The organism is Chryseobacterium sp. sg2396, from assembly GCF_042610505.1.
In the GTDB taxonomy this organism is placed as follows: Bacteria; Bacteroidota; Bacteroidia; order Flavobacteriales; family Weeksellaceae; genus Chryseobacterium.
In genome coordinates this window covers 138,246-157,345 of record NZ_JBHGAQ010000007.1, presented here as the reverse complement: position 1 = coordinate 157,345, position 19,100 = coordinate 138,246, and the positions used below count along the sequence as shown (strand labels likewise).

Here is a 19,100-nt window from a genome sequence, read left to right as displayed (position 1 = left end):
AATCTGAATATGGGCAAGACTTAGTATTTCAGCTCGTCCAGTGCAATATTCAGTTTCAGGACATTCACTTTTGAAGGACCGAAAGCTGATTTTTCTGTATGTCCGGCGATAAGACTTTCGATTTTATCCAACGGGATCTTTCTTTCTTTCGCAACTCTTTTAGCCTGATACTCGGCACCTTCGGGTGAAATGTCGGGATCCAGTCCGCTTCCGCTGGCGGTCACCAGTTCGACGGGAACTTTTACGTCCTGCATTTCCGGGTTCTGCATTTTCAGCGTGTCGATTCTTTTCTGAACCGTTTGCAGGTACTCCTCATTACTAGGTCCTTTGTTGCTTCCGGCACTTCCGGCGGCGTTGTAATTTACCGCTGAAGGGCGGCCGTGGAAATATTTCGGGGATTTGAATTCTTGGCCGATGTTGGCATAAAATTTTTGTCCTTTATAGTTGATGATTTCCGCATTTCCGTGAGTAGGCAAAACCTTGGAACCTGCGTATACGATGCCTAAATAAATTCCGACGATGACAAGCATAACCAAAGTCAGTCGCAAGGCAGATAAAATATGATTTTTCATTGGAGTTAAATTTTTATTATTGTAGGGGAGGGATGGAAGCTGGGAGCTGGACGATGGGTGTCAAAATAGTCCTGTTATCAGTTTCCGGTATTCTTAAGTTACATTAATCTGTTTAAAGGATGGGTGCTGGGAGCGGGGTGATGGAAGTCACTTTAGTTATAATTAATATAGGAAGCCTTCTTATTTTATTATCATTTAATAAATTAAAACAGTATACTATCAAACTTCCAGCATCCAGCACCCATCTTCCAGCCTTTCTAAAAAAACAGACTGATCACCAGATCAATAAGTTTAATGCCGATAAACGGAGCGATAATTCCTCCCAGGCCATAGATCAGGAGATTTCTTCTCAGCAGGGCGCTGGCACCGATCGGTTTATAGGCCACACCTTTCAAAGCTAATGGAATCAGTATCGGAATGATGATCGCGTTAAAAATAATTGCTGATAAAATAGCAGATTCAGGGCTGTGGAGGTTCATGATATTCAGCTTCTGAAGGGCTGGGATGAAGGTTATAAACAATGCCGGGATGATGGCGAAATACTTGGCAACGTCATTCGCAATACTGAAGGTAGTAAGCGTTCCGCGGGTCATCAGCAGCTGCTTCCCGATTTCCACGATTTCGATCAGTTTCGTCGGGTCGTTATCAAGGTCCACCATGTTTCCGGCTTCTTTGGCCGCCTGGGTTCCACTGTTCATGGCAACGCCCACATCGGCCTGCGCAAGGGCGGGCGCATCATTGGTCCCGTCGCCCATCATGGCAACCAGCTTTCCTGCCTGCTGCTCTTTTTTGATGTAGTTCATCTTGTCTTCCGGCTTGGCTTCGGCAATAAAATCATCCACACCTGCTTTTTCAGCAATGAATTTCGCGGTTAAAGGATTGTCACCGGTAACCATGACGGTTTTTACACCCATTTTTCTCAGCCTTTGGAAACGTTCCTGAATCCCGGTTTTGATGATGTCCTGAAGTTCGATGACGCCCCATACTTTTTCATTGACTGAAACGACTAAAGGCGTCCCCCCGTTTTCGGAAATTTTAGTAACGGCTTCCTGGGTTTCCTGCGGGAAAATATTTCCTGCTTTTTCCGTCAGTTTTTTAATCGTATCATATGCTCCTTTACGGATTCTTGTGTTTTCAAAATCGATACCCGAAGTCCGGGTTTCTGCCGAAAAATCGATGTAGGTAGGATTGGCAACCAGCAAATCTTCAGCCTGCAGCTGACTTAGTTCAATAATGGATTTTCCTTCCGGGGTTTCATCGGCTACCGAACTCAGGGCAGATGCTTTGATGAATTCTTCCATTTTAATAGTGTTGGAAGGGTGGAACTGGGTAGCCTTACGGTTTCCGATGGTGATGGTTCCGGTCTTGTCCAGAAGCAGCACATCAATATCGCCGGCAGTTTCTACCGCTTTACCGCTTTTGGTGATCACGTTGGCTCTCAGGGCGCGGTCCATTCCCGCAATTCCGATCGCAGAAAGCAGACCGCCGATCGTAGTGGGAATCAGGCAAACGAAAAGTGAAATGAATGCTGCGATGGTGATCGGCGTCTGCGCATAATCTGCAAAAGGTTTCAGGGTAACGGTTACGATGATGAAAGTCAGCGTAAATCCGGCTAATAATATGGTGAGTGCGATTTCGTTGGGTGTTTTCTGTCTTGATGCGCCTTCTACCAGGGCAATCATCTTGTCGAGGAAAGATTCTCCGGGTCTGGTGGTCACTTTCACTTTGATCCGGTCGGAAAGGACTTTCGTTCCGCCGGTCACGGAGCTTTTATCACCACCGGCCTCACGGATCACAGGAGCACTTTCGCCGGTAATGGCCGATTCGTCGATGGTGGCCAATCCTTCAATAATTTCACCGTCCATCGGGATCTGGTCCCCGGTTTCACAAAGGAAAATATCTCCCAGGGTCATATCGGCTGATTTTTTAAGGATGGTTTCCACCTGGAATCCCTGCTTGTTGTTTATTACTACTTTAGCAGGTGTTTCCTCACGGGTTTTTCTCAGCGTATCGGCTTGGGCTTTTCCTCTTGCTTCAGCGATGGCTTCGGCGAAATTAGCGAAAAGTACTGTGAAAAAAAGGATAACGAATACCAAAAAGTTATAGGCGAAACTTCCCTGGGATCGGTCTCCGGTAAGGCTGAACAGGCTTACGATGAGCATGACCGCCGTTCCGATTTCCACCAGGAACATCACGGGATTTTTAAACATGATTTTCGGATTCAGCTTAACGAAAGACTGTAGGATGGCTTCGTTAACCAGATCTTTCTGAAACAATGTCTGTGATTGATTTTTCATTGCTTTGAATGGTTGTATTTAATTTGAATGACAGGGCTTTTTTATCTCAGAATGATTTTAAATCATCCGAATAGATCGCAAAGCCGGCATAGACAAAATCAGTTTGCTTATTCATGGAATGGCGAAAACTTAGTTTTACTTTGATAAGTGTAATGCCTTTGTTTATCTTGAATAAAGCATTCCTGAAGGTTAGTTCCCTGTTTATCTTTGCGATAATTAATCTGCCTTAATCATTCAAATCTCTATTGCTTTAATAATTTATTTATTGAAATACTGTAATTGTTCTGCAATCGGGCCTAGAGTAAGCGCCGGGAAGAAAGACAACGCGGCGATCAAGAGGATGACCGCTAAGGTCATGAATCCGAAAGTTGCAGTATCCGTTTTAAGGGTTCCTGCACTTTCCGGGATGTATTTTTTCTGAGCCAGCAATCCGGCAATGGCCACAGGGCCGATGATCGGGATGAACCTGGAGAGCATCAGCACAATTCCCGTAGAAATATTCCACCATGGGGTATTATCGCCCAATCCTTCAAACCCTGACCCGTTGTTGGCGGAAGAAGAAGTAAATTCGTACAGCATTTCGCTGAAGCCGTGGAATCCGGGATTATTCAGTGTTTTGGCACCGAATTCCGGCATATAGGCTGTTAAGGCAGTGCCTACCAGGATCAGGAACGGATGGAACAAAGCGACGATCATCGCGATTTTCATTTCTTTGGCTTCGATTTTCTTTCCTAAAAATTCCGGAGTCCTTCCGACCATCAGCCCACTCATGAATACGGCCAGGATGATGAAGATAAAATAGTTCAGGATCCCGACGCCGCAGCCTCCGTAGAAACAGTTGATCATCATGGCCAGCAGCTCGTTCATTCCCGAAAGCGGCATGGTGCTGTCGTGCATCGCATTGACGGAACCGGTAGAAATAACGGTCGTTGCAATGCTCCAGTACGCTGACGAAGCACTTCCGAAGCGGATTTCCTTGCCTTCCATCGCGCCGAGGTGAGGATCGGTTCCCATCTGGGTAATCAGCGGGTTCCCGTGGGTTTCGTTGATGACATTCGGGACGGTCAGGGCCAGGAAACCGATGGTCATCACGGTGAAGATCGTCCATGAAAGCTTTCTTCTCTTTAAATAAAAACCAAGCGCGAAAACCATCGCAAAAGGAATGATCATCTGGGTCACCATCTCTGTGATGTTCGTCAGGTAATTCGGATTCTCCAGCGGATGAGCCGAATTGGCTCCGAAAAAGCCGCCGCCGTTGGTTCCCAAATGTTTAATGGCAATGAAAGCCGCTGCAGGACCTCTTGAAACATCCGCTTTCTGTCCTTCCAGCGTTGTGATGTGATCTTTGCCTTCAAACGTCATCGGGCTTCCGTTAGCAGAAAGGATAAAAGCCACAACAATGCTGATGGGGATCAGGATCCGGGTCATGGATTTCGTGAAGAAATCGTAGAAATTACCCAGCTCCGTAGTGGTTTTGTCTTTAAAGGCTTTAAAAAGCACGGCCATCGCCGCCATTCCCGTTGCTGCCGTTACAAACTGCAGGAACATTAAATACAACTGGCTTAAATAACTTACTCCCGTTTCACCGGAATAATGCTGCAAATTACAGTTTACCAGGAATGAAATGGCTGTGTTGAAGGCCAGATCCGGCGACATGTCCGGGTTCCCGTCGGGATTCAGAGGAAGCGAGAACTGGTTCATCAGGAGGAAAAATCCGATCACGAACCACACCAGGTTGATGGTAAGCATCGCAAACATATTCTGCTTCCAGGTCATCTGCTTATTGGGGTTGATTCCGGATATTTTATAGATCAGGTTTTCAGCAGGCTGGAAGATTTTGTCTAAAAAAGTTTTTTTATAGCCATACACACCGGCTATATACTTTCCGAGGAAAATACCGATCACCACGGTAATGGCAAACATGACCACAAGGCCTAAAATTTCTGTATTCATGATTCAGTTTAAAATTTTTCGGGTTTGATCAGGACGTAGCAGATGTACCCAAATGCGAGGACGGACAGGAAAAATAAAATCCACATAGTTTTATATTTTATCAAAAAAGTTTACGGATTTGTATGAGATCCAGAACAGTGCGGCACTGAGGGCCACCAAACTTATCAGCATCATATCGCAACACTTAGGGTTAAAAGGGTAAAAACGGCATACGATACCATCAGCAGACTCAGTTTCGGGTACTCGGGCTTTTTAAATGTTTTTCTTGAAATGGTCATTTCTAAATATTTTATTTTGAACGGTAATGCCAAAACAAGTTCCATTCTCCTGTATTTTAATTTAACTAGTTGATAAATAGATTTCTGTATGGTTTTGGGAAAGGTTGCGAAAACAAAAAAGCCTATCAAAATGATAGGGCTGTTATTAAAATGATAGGATGTCTGGCTTAAAAAAATGTTGGGATTTTTTAAACTTGGTTTGAGATTTCCATAAGAATGGAAGCTACCGGGAGCAGCTCCCGTCCTCCGATGGGAGGTGTTTCCGCCGCTCGATGGGAGGTATGCCCGTGCTCCGGTGGGAGAGGTTCACGCCGGGCGACGGGAGGAGTGTCTTTGGCAGACAAGCTATTTAACGTGAACTCGGATAAAAGATAATATTAACAGGATAAATATACTAGAAAGGAACAGCAAGTAAATCTGCCCCAGCGGGGCATCATAATCATAGCCCCGGGTTTCACCCGGTGTTAACAAAAGCGGACGACAGCCCAAGCCCTGAAGGGGCGAAACCTTTTTATAGAAAGGAAAGGGGGTGTAATACCGCAGGCTGATCCGGACAACAATCTGTGTTTAATGATTACGCCCTTGCAGGGCTTGAATCTACCTATAAATCATTTAACCCCGGGCGATGCCCGGGGCTATTGATATCGCCCCTTCAGGGCTGAACAAGCACTTCAACGAGTTTAAAGCATTGAAAGTAAGCTAAATACCATCGGATTCATGTTATTTAAGCCCTGGTTATCAATAGAACGGGCAACGTAATCCTGAGCTTTTCGGAAGTCCGGTTTTATAAAACAGCATCCTCAGATGGATTTAGCCGAAACTTAAAATCATATGCAATTTCAGCCTTAGCCTTCTGTTATCTCAACTGATATTCCTCAAGCTTGCGGTACAGCGTAGCAATCCCGATTTCCAGCAGTCTTGCGGCTTCGGCTTTATTTCCTTTCGTGTATTGTATAACTTTCTGGATGTGCTCTTTTTCCAGGGTTTTCATGCTTAGTGAGTCTGTGTCGGAAGAAGTCTTTTCGGAGTATTGCGGCAGGCTTTCGGCATCCAGGATATGGCCGTTCATCAGGATCAGGCTTCGTTCCACGGTGTTTCTCAGTTCGCGGATATTTCCTTTCCAGTCGTTCTTTTCCAGGGTTTTGTAGTATTCCGGACTTACTCTGACGTCGGCAAGATGGAGCTTTTGGGCAAAGACGTCCACAAAATTTTTAGCCAAAGCTTTCAGGTCTTCCTTTCTTTCACGGAGTGCAGGAAGCCGGAGCTCGAAAATATTCAGCCTGAAATAAAGGTCTTCGCGGAAATGCCCCTGTTTTATCTCTTCTTCCAGGTCCCGGTTGGTAGCGGCGATCAACCGGAAGTCGGATCTGGAAATTTTGGTTTCTCCCATTTTGATAAATTCCTTGGTTTCGAGTACCCGCAGCAGTTTGGCCTGCAGCTCAATGGGCATTTCCCCGATTTCGTCGAGGAACAGGGTCCCGCCGTGGGCTTCTTCAATCAGTCCTTTTTTATCCTTAATGGCTCCGGTAAAAGCTCCTGCTTTATGTCCGAAGAGTTCGCTTTCTAGTATTTCTTTGCTGAAGGCAGAACAGTTGATGGCGACAAAACTGTTTTTTTTCCGATCGCTGCCCAGATGGATGGCATTGGCGAAAACTTCTTTTCCGGTTCCCGTTTCACCGGTCAGCAATACCGTTGCATCAGTTACCGCAACTTTTTCGGCCAGCTTTTTAGCCTGCTGAATGAGCGGTGAATTTCCTATGATGGCTTCAAATCCTTTCTGAGCTGTACTTTTCTGTGCTTTTCTTAATGCGTTGTCCTGAGCTTTTTCCATGGCTTTATAGACCAGCGGAATAATTTTATCATTATCATCTCCCTTGACGAGATAATCGTAAGCACCGTTCTTCATCGCCTGAACCGCATCGGTGATATTCCCGAAAGCCGTCATCAGGATAATTTCCAGGTGAGGATATTTATTCTTAATGGATTTTACCAGGTCAACTCCGAAAGCATCGGGAAGCCGGACATCGCTCAGGACGATATCGAATTCGTGCTGCTCCAGCATCGTAAGGGCCGAGCGTGCGGTGGAAGCTTCTTTTACGTTAAAATTTTCCTGGGAAAGAATCATTCCTAATAATTTCAGGAGCTTGATCTCGTCATCGATGATCAGAATGTTTCCGTGCATGATAGGGTATTTTGGAAAACCTATGCAAACTTAAATATAAAAAGCGAATCTCGATCATAGATTTTAGTATTTATAAAATAGAAGGATTCCTTTACGATTGCTTACATTTGTATTCACTCTGATGATAAGGGCGAAAATTGAGATTTATGATTGAAAAACGATTTAAGGAAGAAATTCATACCGATAAAAATAGTTACGAATATATAAGCGTTTCCCAAGACGAAAATAAAGTAAGGATTTATACTTTAAAAAACGGATTAAAGGTTTTCCTGGCCCAGAATTTTGATGCTCCGAGAATACAGACCTACATCCCGGTAAGGACGGGAAGTAATAATGACCCTGCCGATAATACCGGCCTGGCGCATTATCTGGAGCACATGATGTTTAAAGGCACATCAAAACTGGGAACCCAAAACTGGGAGCAGGAAAGCGAGCTGCTGAACCGGATTTCAGATTTATATGAAAAGCATAAAGCAGAACAGGATCCTGAGAAAAAGAAAGAAATTTACCGTAAAATCGATGAGTTTTCCCAGGAAGCCAGCCAGTACGCGATTGCGAATGAATATGACAAGGCAATTTCTTCGCTGGGTGCCACGGGAACCAATGCCCATACCTGGTTTGATGAAACGGTCTATAAAAATAATGTTCCGAACAATGAGCTGGAAAAATGGCTGAAAATTGAAAAAGAACGTTTTTCGGAGCTGACGTTAAGGCTGTTCCATACGGAACTCGAGTCGGTGTACGAAGAATTCAACAGGGCACAGGATAATGATTCGAGGCTGGTGCAGTACGAAATGATGGACGCTCTTTTTCCTACCCATGCCAACGGTCAGCAGACAACCTTAGGAAAGGCGGAACATCTGAAAAATCCTTCCATGAAAGCTATCCATAAGTATTTCGACGAATATTACGTTCCCAACAATTACGCCATGGTGCTGGTAGGGGATCTTGATTTTGAGGATACCATTCAGGTGGTAGACCAGTATTTCGGGACGATTCCTTACCGGGAATTACCGGAAAAAACACCGGTGATCGAAAAACCGGTTACGGAAATTGTAAAAAGGACCGTAAAAAGCCCGACCACCCCGCGGGTGCAACTGGCCTGGAGAACGGAAAGCTATGGAACCCGGGAAGCGATGCTGGCGGATATTGCCGCCAATCTTTTAAGCAACAGGGGAGAAGCGGGATTATTGGATTTAAACATCAACCAGACGCAGAAACTGCTTTGGGGGCAGGCCTATTCGGTAGGGCTGAAACAGTACGGTTATTTTTCCATTGTGGCCGTTCCGAAAGAAAACCAGACGCTGGATGAAGCAAAAGAATTGGTATTGGAACAGGTTGAACTGTTGAAAAAAGGAGAATTTCCGGATTGGATGCTTCCTGCCATCATCAAGGATTTCAGGCTGCAGCGGATGAAATCTCTGGAAACAGCAGACGGACTTGCTACTAATCTCTACGATACGTACATCAAAAGCAGAAGCTGGGAGCAGGAGCTGAATGAGCTGGACGAATACGCAGCGTTTACCAAAGAAGAGGTAGTAACTTTTGCCAATGAGTTTTTTAAGGATAATTATGTCATTATTTATAAAGAAAAAGGCATTAACGATAAGTTGATCCGGGTAGAGAATCCGGGGATTACGCCGATTAAAATAAACCGCGAGGCACAGTCGGAGTTCCTGAAAGAGATTCTTGCAGAAAAAACGGAAGATATTCAGCCTGCATTTATTGAGTATCAGAAGGAAATTAAAACAGATTCTGTTAAAGGCAAGAAAATAAGTTTCGTTAAAAACAAATACAATGATATTGCCCAGGTGCATTTCATTTTCCCTTTTGGCAGCGATAACGACCGCGATCTGGGAATTTCCACGCAGGTGCTGCAATATTTGGGGACAGACCGTTACGCGCCTGAAGAACTGAAAAAGGAATTTTTCAAAATTGGTGTTACCAATGATTTCAAAACCACGAACGACCAACTGCTGATTTCTTTAACCGGACTCGAAGAGAATATCGAAGCGGGAGTTGCGCTGCTTCAGCACTGGATGGAGAACGTAAAGCCCGATCAGGAAATTTATAAGGATTTCGTCCAGACCGTACTCGAAAACCGTGCGGCTATGAAGAAGGACAAAGGCAGGATTATGACTGCTTTAACGAATTATACGAAGCTGGGACCTGTTTCCCGTTTTACGGATGTTATCTCAAAAAATGAGCTGGAAAGCAGCAGCGTTGAGGTGTTTGCCGACCGGATGAAAAAATTGTTCAAATTTCCGTACGAGATCTTTTTCTACGGAAGGAATTTTGAACGTTTCACTGAATCTATCGGAAAATATACAAAGCCGGAGACGTTTCAGATCCCGGAACCGAGAAAATATACAGAGCCGGAGACCGGAGGAAATGTCTACTTTACCAATTACGATATGGTGCAGATGGAAATGAGCAAAGTAGGAAAAGGAAAGGACGTTAATCCGGAAAATTTCGGAAAAATCAATGTATTCAATGAATATTTCGGACGCGGCCTTTCATCAATCGTTTTCCAGGAGATCCGGGAGAGCAAAAGCCTGGCATACTCTGCGTATGTATCTTACGCCGCCAATGCGGAGCTGAACCATCCGGATTACATCACCACCTATGTCGGGACACAGCCGGACAAGTTACGGATCGCTGTGGATACGATGACGGAACTCATGGCAGAGCTTCCCGAAGTTCCGGTACAGTTTGAAAATGCAAGAAATTCGGCCCTGAAGCAAATCGCTTCCCAAAGGGTAACGAGAACCAATATTTTCTTCAATACCTTACGACTGAGAAAACTGAATATTTATCATGATTTCAGGAAAGATATTTATCATCAGATCGAAAGCCTGACGTTTGAGGATCTCAAAACATTTTACGATAATTACCTCAAACCGGTAAATTTCAATACAGCCATTATCGGCAAAAAAGAAAATCTGAACATGGAAGCTGCCGGGCAGATGGGAACCTTTAAGGAATTAAGTCTTGAAGATATTTTTGGACATTAAGAATATAGGAATGTATTTATAAAGTAAAAAGTCCTGAATTCAATTTCAGGACTTTTTTGTTTTTTATCAATAGATGGGTGGAAAACCGTTTCCGAATATCTACTTCACAATCTTCATCTCATCCACCAGCCATTTGGAATCGGCAAATTTATCGATGATGAAAAGGATATACTTGGTATCCACCATGATGTTCCGGCTGAAGCGGGGATCGTAATTGATGTCGCTCATCGTACCTTCCCACTGACGGTCGAAGTTCAGCCCCACCAGGTTTCCGTAAGCATCCAGTGCCGGGCTTCCGGAGTTTCCGCCGGTGGTATGGTTGGTCGCAGTAAATCCTACCGGAACGTCACCCGTTTTATCTTTGTATACGCCGAAATCTTTTTTCTGGTACAGGTCGATCAGTTTTTTAGGAACATCGAATTCGTAATCTCCCGGAACATATTTTTCCATCACCCCGGCCAGGTGCGTCTGGTAGTTGTAGGAAACGGCATCTCTCGGTGAAGAACCTTTTACCTTTCCGTAGGCTACACGAAGCGTAGAATTGGCATCCGGGAAGAATTTACGGTCTTTATCCGTTTTGATCTGCTGCGCCATATAGGTTTTCTGTAAAGCATCGATCTTCGTCTGCAATGCCGTAAACTGAGGATCTGCTTTCGTCATATACGTGTCTCTCATCATCAGGTACAGCTGGTAAGCCGGATCTTTCTTGATGGATTTGATCAGTTTATCCTGATTGGAAAACGCCTTATCGATATCTTTGCTTAAGGAAGCACCGTTCACTTCGCTTCTTCCTGTGATCACTGAGTTTTTGGAAATATCCTCGAGGGTCTTGATATTTTCAGCTTCATTTTTATATTGATCAAACCCGGCCGGCAGGAATTGCGGTGCCGTTTTATTGGCGTAAAGAGCAAGCAGTTTGGCCGTCACTTTGGCATCCAGCTCTGCATTGTAATCTTTGTAAAAAGAGGTCAGCCTGTTTTTGAAGGCCGCGGTGCTTTTTTCGTCGGCTCTTCCGGCTTCCACTGCGGTAATATATCCGTAGTATAGGTTGGCCAGCATTAAGGTTTCCGCATTTCTGACGGTCTCCGAATAATAGGCATTGTTTAAGGCATAAGGTGCCTGTTCGGCATACAGCCTGTTTATCTGGTCGATGGTGGATTTGATCTCCGGATTTTTTGCCGCCAGCGTGCCTTCGTACATTACTTTTTTCTGTACGGCATTGGATTTTTTCAATCCTTCTACCTCGCCGATCCATTTTTTCCAGTAGTTGGCCACGGAAGCGTACTTGGAAGCATACTGGATCCGCGTGGTCGCATCCGTACGCATTTTTTCGTCCAATGTTTTTAAAGCTACGTCCCGTACTGCAATTCTGGCAGGATCGATTTCCGTCATGATCTTTTCAACGGCAATCGCTGGAAGGTATTCCGTGGTTCTTCCCGGGAATCCGAAAACAAAAGTGAAATCATTTTCATTTTTATCCTTGATGGAGACCGGAAGGTAGTGCTTCGGAACATACGGTACGTTGTCTTTGGAATATTCCGCAGGCTTGTTGTTTTTATCGGCATAAATCCTGAACATGGAGAAATCTCCCGTATGTCTCGGCCACACCCAGTTGTCGGTATCGGAACCGAATTTCCCGATGCTCTGCGGTGGTGCACCTACCAGGCGGATATCTTTAAACGTTTCTATCGTATAAGCGTAAAACTTATTCCCATAATACATGGATTTCACGGAAATCGACTGATAAGGCTCGGTTTTCTGCGCGTTTTTATAAATCTCGATATTTTTGGCAATTTGCTTGGACAATTCCGGCTCCTGAAGATTATCCGTTCCCTGTAAGATCTGTGGAGTGACTTCTTTAATGTCCACAATGAAATCTACGGTTAATCCCGGATTCGACAGCTCACCCGTCATGTTTTTAGCCCAGAATCCGTTGGAAAGAAGGTCGTTCTCAACCGTTGAATGTGCCTGAATTTGCCCGTAGCCACAGTGGTGATTGGTAAGCAAAAGACCTTTCGGCGAAATAATTTCAGCCGTACACCCGCCGTTGAATTGTACCACGGCATCTTTAATGCTTGGTTTTTGCGGATTGAAAATGTCTTTCGCAGAAATCTTCATTCCTAAATCTTTCATCTCCTTTTCATTAAGCTCTGTCGGAATCCACATTCCGCCGTATTGCTGTGCAAACGTCATTACAGCCGGCAAAAGAAATACAGATAAGAGTATCTTTTTTGTCATAATCTAAATTTTGTCCCAATTTACGAAGAAAATTCTAGGTTTAAATTAAAGTTTAAGGTTTAAAGTTTTGGGTTCAAAGTTTACAGAGCAAGTGACCCTGATGGAGAATTCGGATCAAAAGGCTGGAAGAGGGATTCGGAAAGTTTTTCCTGATCAGAATAACAACCAGGTATGTCAATTATCATATGTTTCTCAGATCAGTTTGCTTATCCTGCGTTGCCTGTTTAATTCTATACCAGGAAAAGCAAACTTTGGGTCTGAAAAACATAAACAGGACCTTAATCTTTCTTAAACTAAATACAGTAGTGCTTATTAAAGCAAATCTTAAGGACCTAAAATTCGTAACTGATAATTTTCTTGTCCCCCATTAAGCTTTCCGTCAGCGCCTGATGGGATGTGTTTTTCCCAACAACGATCCAGGAAATTGTAAGATTCCCGTGGGTATATTTTTGTTTTGAAACCGTGAATCGCAAATGGTGATTTTGGAAAATCGCTTCACAATGCGCAAGATCATGACCGTTGGCAACTGTAATCTTATACTCGCGGATTTTATGTTCTCTGTCGATCATTTTCTCAAAATAGGTTAAAAAACTTAAAATAACCAGCACCAGCAACGTTCCCAAAACCGCAAGGTAAACATATCCTGAACCGACCGCCATCCCGATGGAAGCTGTTGCCCAGATTGTTGTGGCTGTTGTAATCCCGTCGATCTTATAATCATCTTTAAAGATGACTCCTGCTCCCAGAAATCCGATCCCGGTAATGATGTTGGCGGCGATACGATCCGGATCATCAACGCCGATCTTGATCGAAAGAATCGTAAACAGGCATGAGCCGAAACAGATCAGAATAAAGGTACGCAGTCCTGCCGATTTATTCCGGTATTCACGTTCGGCACCGATCAGAATTCCGAGAACCACGGAAATGAAAATAAGCAGCAGTTCGTTCTGAATCGAATGATCATTTAGAAATTCCATTATTAAAATCTTTACTTCTTACCTAAAGTTACATGAAAAAAAACGGCTATTTTATGACTGTAGTTATTTGAATAAAAAAAACTGTCCGGAGACCGTCTTTTAATATTTTTTGGTTTTTAGAATTACTGTTTCTCCACCAAGTCCAGAAACTGCTGCTCATCCAAAATTTCAATCGTTCCGATGGTCTGCGCTTTTTTCAGCTTGCTGCCGGCCTTTTCGCCTACCACCAGGTAATTCAGGTTCTTGGAAACGGCCGAGATATTCTTTCCTCCGTGCTTTTCCACCATTTCTTCTGCAGCTTCTCTCGTGAACAGGGACAGTTTTCCGGTAAACAAGAAGGTTTTTCCATCCAGAACATGGGATAATACTTCATTCGTACTTTCGCCTTTTTCCAGTTTCACTCCGTAAGACTTTAATCTTTCGAGCATTAAGATGTTCTCGGAATTATGCAGGAAATCGTAAAGGCTTACCGCGATTTTAGTTCCGATATCTTCTACCTGGCAGAGTTCCTCAACGGTGGCATTTTTCAGCTCATCGATGGTCGGGAAGTTTTTCACCAGCTTTTTGGCAACGGTTTCCCCAACATGCTTAATGCCGATGCCGTATAATACTTTTTCAAACGGGATTTCTTTTGATTTTTCAATTCCTGAAATAATATTCTGCGCCGATTTCTCCGCCATCCTTTCTAATGGCAGAAGCTGTTCTTTCGTCAGTACATAAAAATCGGCAGGATTTTCAATCAGCCGTTCGCGGTAAAGCTGCTCGATGGTTTCGCTTCCGAGGTTTTCAATATTAAGTGCCTTCCGGGAAACATAATGGATCATTCTCCCGACCACCTGTGGCGGACAATGCAGTTCGTTCGGGCAGAAATGGATCGCCTGGTCTTCAATTTTTACCAGCTCTGTTCCGCATTCCGGGCAGTTTTTAATGTACTCGATTTCTTTGCTGTCTTCAGTTCTTTTTTCAGTATTTACCGCAACTATTTTCGGGATGATTTCACCGCCTTTTTCAACATACACAAAATCATGCTCATGCAGATCCAGCTTTTTGATGATGTCTTCGTTGTGCAGGGATGCCCGTTTTACAATGGTTCCGGCCAACAAGACAGGTTTTAGGTTGGCTACCGGGGTAATCGCCCCTGTTCTTCCGACCTGATAGGTTACTTTATCCAGCCGGGTTTCCACTTTTTCGGCTTTAAATTTATAAGCCATCGCCCATCGTGGTGATTTCGCTGTGTAGCCAAGCTGTCGCTGCTGTTTTAATGAATTGACTTTTAAAACGATACCATCGATCTCAAACGGAAGATTATGTCTCTCCAGATCCCAAAAGGTAATAAATTCCTGTACTTCAGCCATGGTTTTGCACAATCTGGCTTGTTGTGAGGTTTTAAAACCCCAGGATTTCGCTTTTTCCAGAAGTTCCCAGTGCGATTCGGCAGGAACTTCTTCTGAAATATACTGATACAATACAGAAGATAGTCCGCGTTTCCTTACCTCGCCGCTGTCCTGCATCTTCAGGCTGCCGCTGGCGGTATTTCTTGGATTCATGAACGGATCGAGGCCGTCTTCTTCACGCTGTTTATTGATTTTGTCGAAATTTTTACGGGTTAAATAGATTTCGCCCCGCATGAAAAAATGTTGCGGAAAATCGCCTTTCAGTTTCAAGGGAACATCAGAAATGGTGCGGACATTCCCTGTAATTTCATCGCCCTGGAACCCATCGCCACGCGTAACGGCCTGTACCAGTTTTCCGTTTTCATAAAGAATAGAAATCGAAGCACCATCATATTTCAGTTCCGCAACAAATTCCACGGGTCCGTCGGTAGTCTTGATGATCCTTTTCTCCCAGTCTTCAAGATCGTCGAAATCGTAGGAATTGTCCAGGGAATACATTCTGAATTTATGCTGGATCGTCGGGAATACTTTGGTAATGCCGCCGCCAACGCGTACCGTAGGGGAATTTTCATCATAGAATTCGGGATGTTTGGCTTCCAGGTCGCGAAGTTCCTCCAGCAGCATATCGAAATCATAGTCTGAAATGGTCGGCATGTCGAGGAGATAATAATTTTCGTTGTGCTGGTGAAGTTCCTTGCGGAGGTCTTCTATTTTCTGTTGGATATTTTCGGACATCGGGTTTCTATCTTTTCAGCAAAAATAGCTAAATCCAATGTAAAAAATAAGGCAATTACTCATTCTGAGAAAATTAAAAAAACGTAACATCATTCAACAAACTGACTATCTATCAAATAAATTGAGTGTTAAGACTTATTTAACATAATGTTTCGATAAAGTTTAAAAAATGTTAAAACTCCCTTAAACGCAGGCTTCAATAAGGCTGGATACCTTTGCATGCAGCTAATTTGAAAAATATGAAAAGAGTAAAAATTGTATTAGGATTATTGTTCCTGAGTTTCGGGACACTGGCTTATGCACAGACCACACAAGCTTCCATTACCGGGAAAGTAACCGGTACCGGAAAAGCCCCGCAGGAAAAGGTAAAAGTTACGATAGTTAATGAATCCACAGGATTCAGAACGGAAACGGAAACCAATTCCAGAGGAGAGTATATCTTCAAGGAAATCCCTTTGGGCGGACCTTACACCGTAATTGTAAATGATGAAAAGAGAGAGGGCTATAACGTCAACTTTGGCGACCAGGTAACGGTAAACATGGACCTGGCGAGTGAAAAATCTATAGAAGAAGTGGTTGTGGTAGGAAACCTGAAGAATAAAATCGGAAATTTAGGAGCGGCAACCGCCATCACGACAAAAAATATCGGGATACTGCCGGTGAACGGAAGGAATTTCGCCAATCTTGCGGAATTATCCCCTTTAAGCGGTAAAAACGGAAGTATTTCAGGACAGCTGGGCTCTTCCACAAACTTTACTATTGACGGGATGACAGCTAAAAACCCGACCTCTGCTGGCGCAACCACAAGCCGAAGCAATGCGCCGTTTTCCATTTCCATTGAAGCGGTGAGGGAATTTAAAGTAACGACCAACCAATATGATGTGACATTGGGAAGAAGCGGCGGCGGAACCATCAGTGCCGTTACAAAATCCGGGACCAACCAATTTTCGGGAAGCGTATGGGAATATCTGAGAACAAACTGGCTTTCCAGTCCGTACGACATCCGCGGAAACAAAAGAAACGTTGATTTCTCGACCTCGCAGTTCGGTTTCTCTTTAGGCGGACCGATCATTAAAAATAAGCTGCATTTCTTCGTTGCGTGGGATCACCAGCTGGATTCCCGACCGTTACAGATCGCAGACATCCAGTCGCACGAAGATGAGCTGAGACTGAATACCACCACCGCAACTTTGAATAAATTTTTAGATGTTGCAAGAGCGAAATACGGCGTGGCCAACAGTCCTCAATTCGGAAGCTTTGACAAAATAAGAAATTCCGATGCGGCATTTCTACGTCTGGACTGGCAGATCAACGAGAAAAACCTATTAACCCTGAGAAATAATTTCACCTATGATTTAAATAAAAACGGATTGGCGGACAACACGGCCATCACGGCTTTTGAATCGTACGGAAACGATAAGAACCTGGACAATAGCTTATTGCTGACCTTACGATCTAACCTGAAGCCGAACATGACCAACGAATTGAAGGCGCAGTATCTTTACACGTTCCAGAATAGCTACCAGAACGATCAGCTGGGACATCCGGTACCGAGAGCCATCGTTGAAAATATCGTTACCAGCATTGACGGGAAGGACAAAGCAACCAACATCCAGATCGGAGGCCACCGTTTCGCGCAGGAAAGCTTCAGAAACAATGTATTCCAGCTGGTAGACAATTTATACTACAATACGGATAAAATTAAATATACTTTCGGGGCCGATTTAATGTATACGATGGCCCGATCGGTATACGGAAGCGAGGTGAACGGAAGGTTCCATTTCAGGGAAAACCCGACGCAGACCGGGGATAACCTGTATAATTTCAACAATCAGATCGCGTACCGTTTTTACAGGGAAGTTCCTCTGATGGATGATCCGTCGGTAAAATCGAATATTTATAATCTTGGCGTATACGGACAGATTCAGACGAAAGTGGCAAAAGGTTTGGATTTAATGGCCGGTTTACGATTGGATTATGGCGGTTACCCAAAAGCAGGATTCAACCAGAAGCTGTATGATGAAATGGGCATCAGAACAGATAACCAGATCAAATCATTCATCATTCAGCCAAGATTCCAGTTTGATTGGAACATCAACGAAGGAAACAAGGATTTCTTAAGATTCGGAGCCGGGATATTTTCATCCGATATCAACAATTACATGATCATCAACAACCTGGTGTTTGATGGCAGGCACTTGGCAACGGTGGATGTGACCGGTAAAGATGTTCCTGTTCCCGACTTCAATAGCTATAGAAAAGATTACGGAACGGTTCCTACGCTGTCCCAGTATCAGCTTCCGACCATCAACTACACCGGAAAGGATGCTAAAATTCCGGTAGTTTACAAAGCAAATATTTCCTACACGCATTTCTTCAATGAAAGATTCAGGGCAGGCGTTGCCGCTTACATGGCTTTGGGAAGAAACAACTATTTCTATTACGACCGGAATATGGTGGCCAATCCGTATTTCACGCTGGATAACGAAGGCGGAAGAGGTGTGTATGTTCCTGCAGCGACTATCGCCGCCAACGGAACCCTGAACTGGAAAGACGGAAGGATCAACAAAAATTTCGGTAGAGTGCTGGAACTGGTGAGTGACGGAAAAGTCAACCAGTTCTCTTTTGTGGCAGATACCAGCTACCGCTACTGGAAAGACGGGGAAATAACGGCAAGTTATACCTGGGCGGATATCAAAGACAATACTTCCTATAACGGGAATGTCGCCAATTCGGCCACTTTATCCACACCGGTAGCCGGGGATCCGAGAAACCTGAGAATGTCATATTCCGATAACCAGTTCAGAAACAAAGTGGTGATCTATGGTAACTCGCCGACGATTGCCGGCTTTACTTTAGGAATCAGATATGCCGGAATGGGCGGAACGCGCTTCTCCGTCCTGGCCGGAGGAAATGTAAACGGGGATTTTGTGGATTCCAATGACCTGGCGTATATTTTCCCGAACCTTACGCAAACTCTGATCGATAATCCTGAAGTGGGAACGGCCCTGAAAAATTACATCACCGATTACAACAATAAAATTGCTGAGAGAAACGGCGGAAAAAACGGGTTCTACGGAGTCTGGGATGTTCGGGTGGCGAAAAAGATCAAATTTGAGAAGATCGGTGCCTTTGAACTTTCGGTGGATATTTTCAACGTGGCGAACCTGCTGAATAAAGAATGGGGCGTGAACAAATCCTATGGTAATACCTCGCTGTACAGGATTACCGGATTCGACCAGACCACCAAGCAGTTCAAGTACAGCCTTAATACCAGCGGTCTGGAGCCGTTGAGCGGAAATCCGTACCAGATCCAGATCGGAGCGAAATACTCGTTCTGATAATGTGAATGTTGAATGGCCATTGTTGTTTTCTTATTTGAATGGATCAACTTATTTTAAAAAATTGACCATTCAATTGCGAAGCAAAATTGACCATTCACCTAAATTTATATACCTTT

11 protein-coding genes are annotated in these 19,100 nt (G+C 44.1%); 2 read left to right on the top strand and 9 right to left on the bottom strand.

From position 1 onward, the window contains the following. Positions 1-20: 20 nt before the first annotated feature. From kdpC to ACED20_RS09640, 6 genes are all read right to left on the bottom strand, one after another. Complete coding sequence (kdpC, locus tag ACED20_RS09665) at positions 21-572, bottom strand: K(+)-transporting ATPase subunit C (protein ID WP_294322581.1); 552 nt, start codon at positions 570-572, stop codon at positions 21-23. A gap of 257 nt (positions 573-829) precedes the next feature. Beyond that, the gene (gene kdpB / locus ACED20_RS09660; RefSeq protein ID WP_378104317.1) at positions 830-2,869 is read right to left on the bottom strand and encodes a potassium-transporting ATPase subunit KdpB; all 2,040 of its coding nucleotides are present in this window, start codon (positions 2,867-2,869) and stop codon (positions 830-832) included. 258 nt (positions 2,870-3,127) lie between these two features. Further along, entirely contained in the window at positions 3,128-4,822 is a 1,695-nt protein-coding gene (kdpA, locus tag ACED20_RS09655; RefSeq protein WP_378104315.1) for a potassium-transporting ATPase subunit KdpA, read from the bottom strand. 8 nt (positions 4,823-4,830) lie between these two features. Next, a complete protein-coding gene (locus tag ACED20_RS09650) occupies positions 4,831-4,908 on the bottom strand; it encodes a potassium-transporting ATPase subunit F (RefSeq protein WP_363315526.1) in 78 nt (25 codons plus the stop codon). An 84-nt stretch (positions 4,909-4,992) separates the two neighbouring features. Next, entirely contained in the window at positions 4,993-5,145 is a 153-nt protein-coding gene (locus tag ACED20_RS09645; RefSeq protein WP_294318598.1) for a hypothetical protein, read from the bottom strand. A gap of 811 nt (positions 5,146-5,956) precedes the next feature. Then, positions 5,957-7,282 carry a sigma-54 dependent transcriptional regulator gene (locus ACED20_RS09640; protein ID WP_294307475.1) on the bottom strand — a complete coding sequence of 442 codons (1,326 nt, stop codon included), beginning with the start codon at positions 7,280-7,282 and terminating at the stop codon, positions 5,957-5,959. Between the two features lie 146 nt (positions 7,283-7,428). Here ACED20_RS09640 and ACED20_RS09635 point away from each other — a divergent pair, with 146 nt between their 5' ends. Further along, on the top strand, positions 7,429-10,296 hold the full coding sequence (locus ACED20_RS09635; protein WP_378104312.1) for a M16 family metallopeptidase: 2,868 nt from the start codon (positions 7,429-7,431) through the stop codon (positions 10,294-10,296). A gap of 99 nt (positions 10,297-10,395) precedes the next feature. On the opposite strand, the gene ACED20_RS09630 is transcribed toward ACED20_RS09635, so the two are convergent. The 3 genes from ACED20_RS09630 to ligA form a co-directional block, all read right to left on the bottom strand. Further along, complete coding sequence (locus ACED20_RS09630; RefSeq protein WP_378104310.1) at positions 10,396-12,534, bottom strand: S46 family peptidase; 2,139 nt, start codon at positions 12,532-12,534, stop codon at positions 10,396-10,398. A 332-nt stretch (positions 12,535-12,866) separates the two neighbouring features. Continuing rightward, on the bottom strand, positions 12,867-13,511 hold the full coding sequence (locus ACED20_RS09625; protein ID WP_294291171.1) for an MgtC/SapB family protein: 645 nt from the start codon (positions 13,509-13,511) through the stop codon (positions 12,867-12,869). Positions 13,512-13,633: 122 nt separating this feature from the next. Then, positions 13,634-15,640, bottom strand: a complete 2,007-nt coding sequence (ligA, locus tag ACED20_RS09620) for an NAD-dependent DNA ligase LigA (RefSeq protein ID WP_294230778.1) — start codon at positions 15,638-15,640, stop codon at positions 13,634-13,636. Between the two features lie 239 nt (positions 15,641-15,879). Here ligA and ACED20_RS09615 point away from each other — a divergent pair, with 239 nt between their 5' ends. Then, the gene (locus ACED20_RS09615) at positions 15,880-18,981 is read left to right on the top strand and encodes a carboxypeptidase regulatory-like domain-containing protein (protein WP_378104307.1); all 3,102 of its coding nucleotides are present in this window, start codon (positions 15,880-15,882) and stop codon (positions 18,979-18,981) included. The last annotated feature ends 119 nt before the right edge of the window (positions 18,982-19,100 follow it).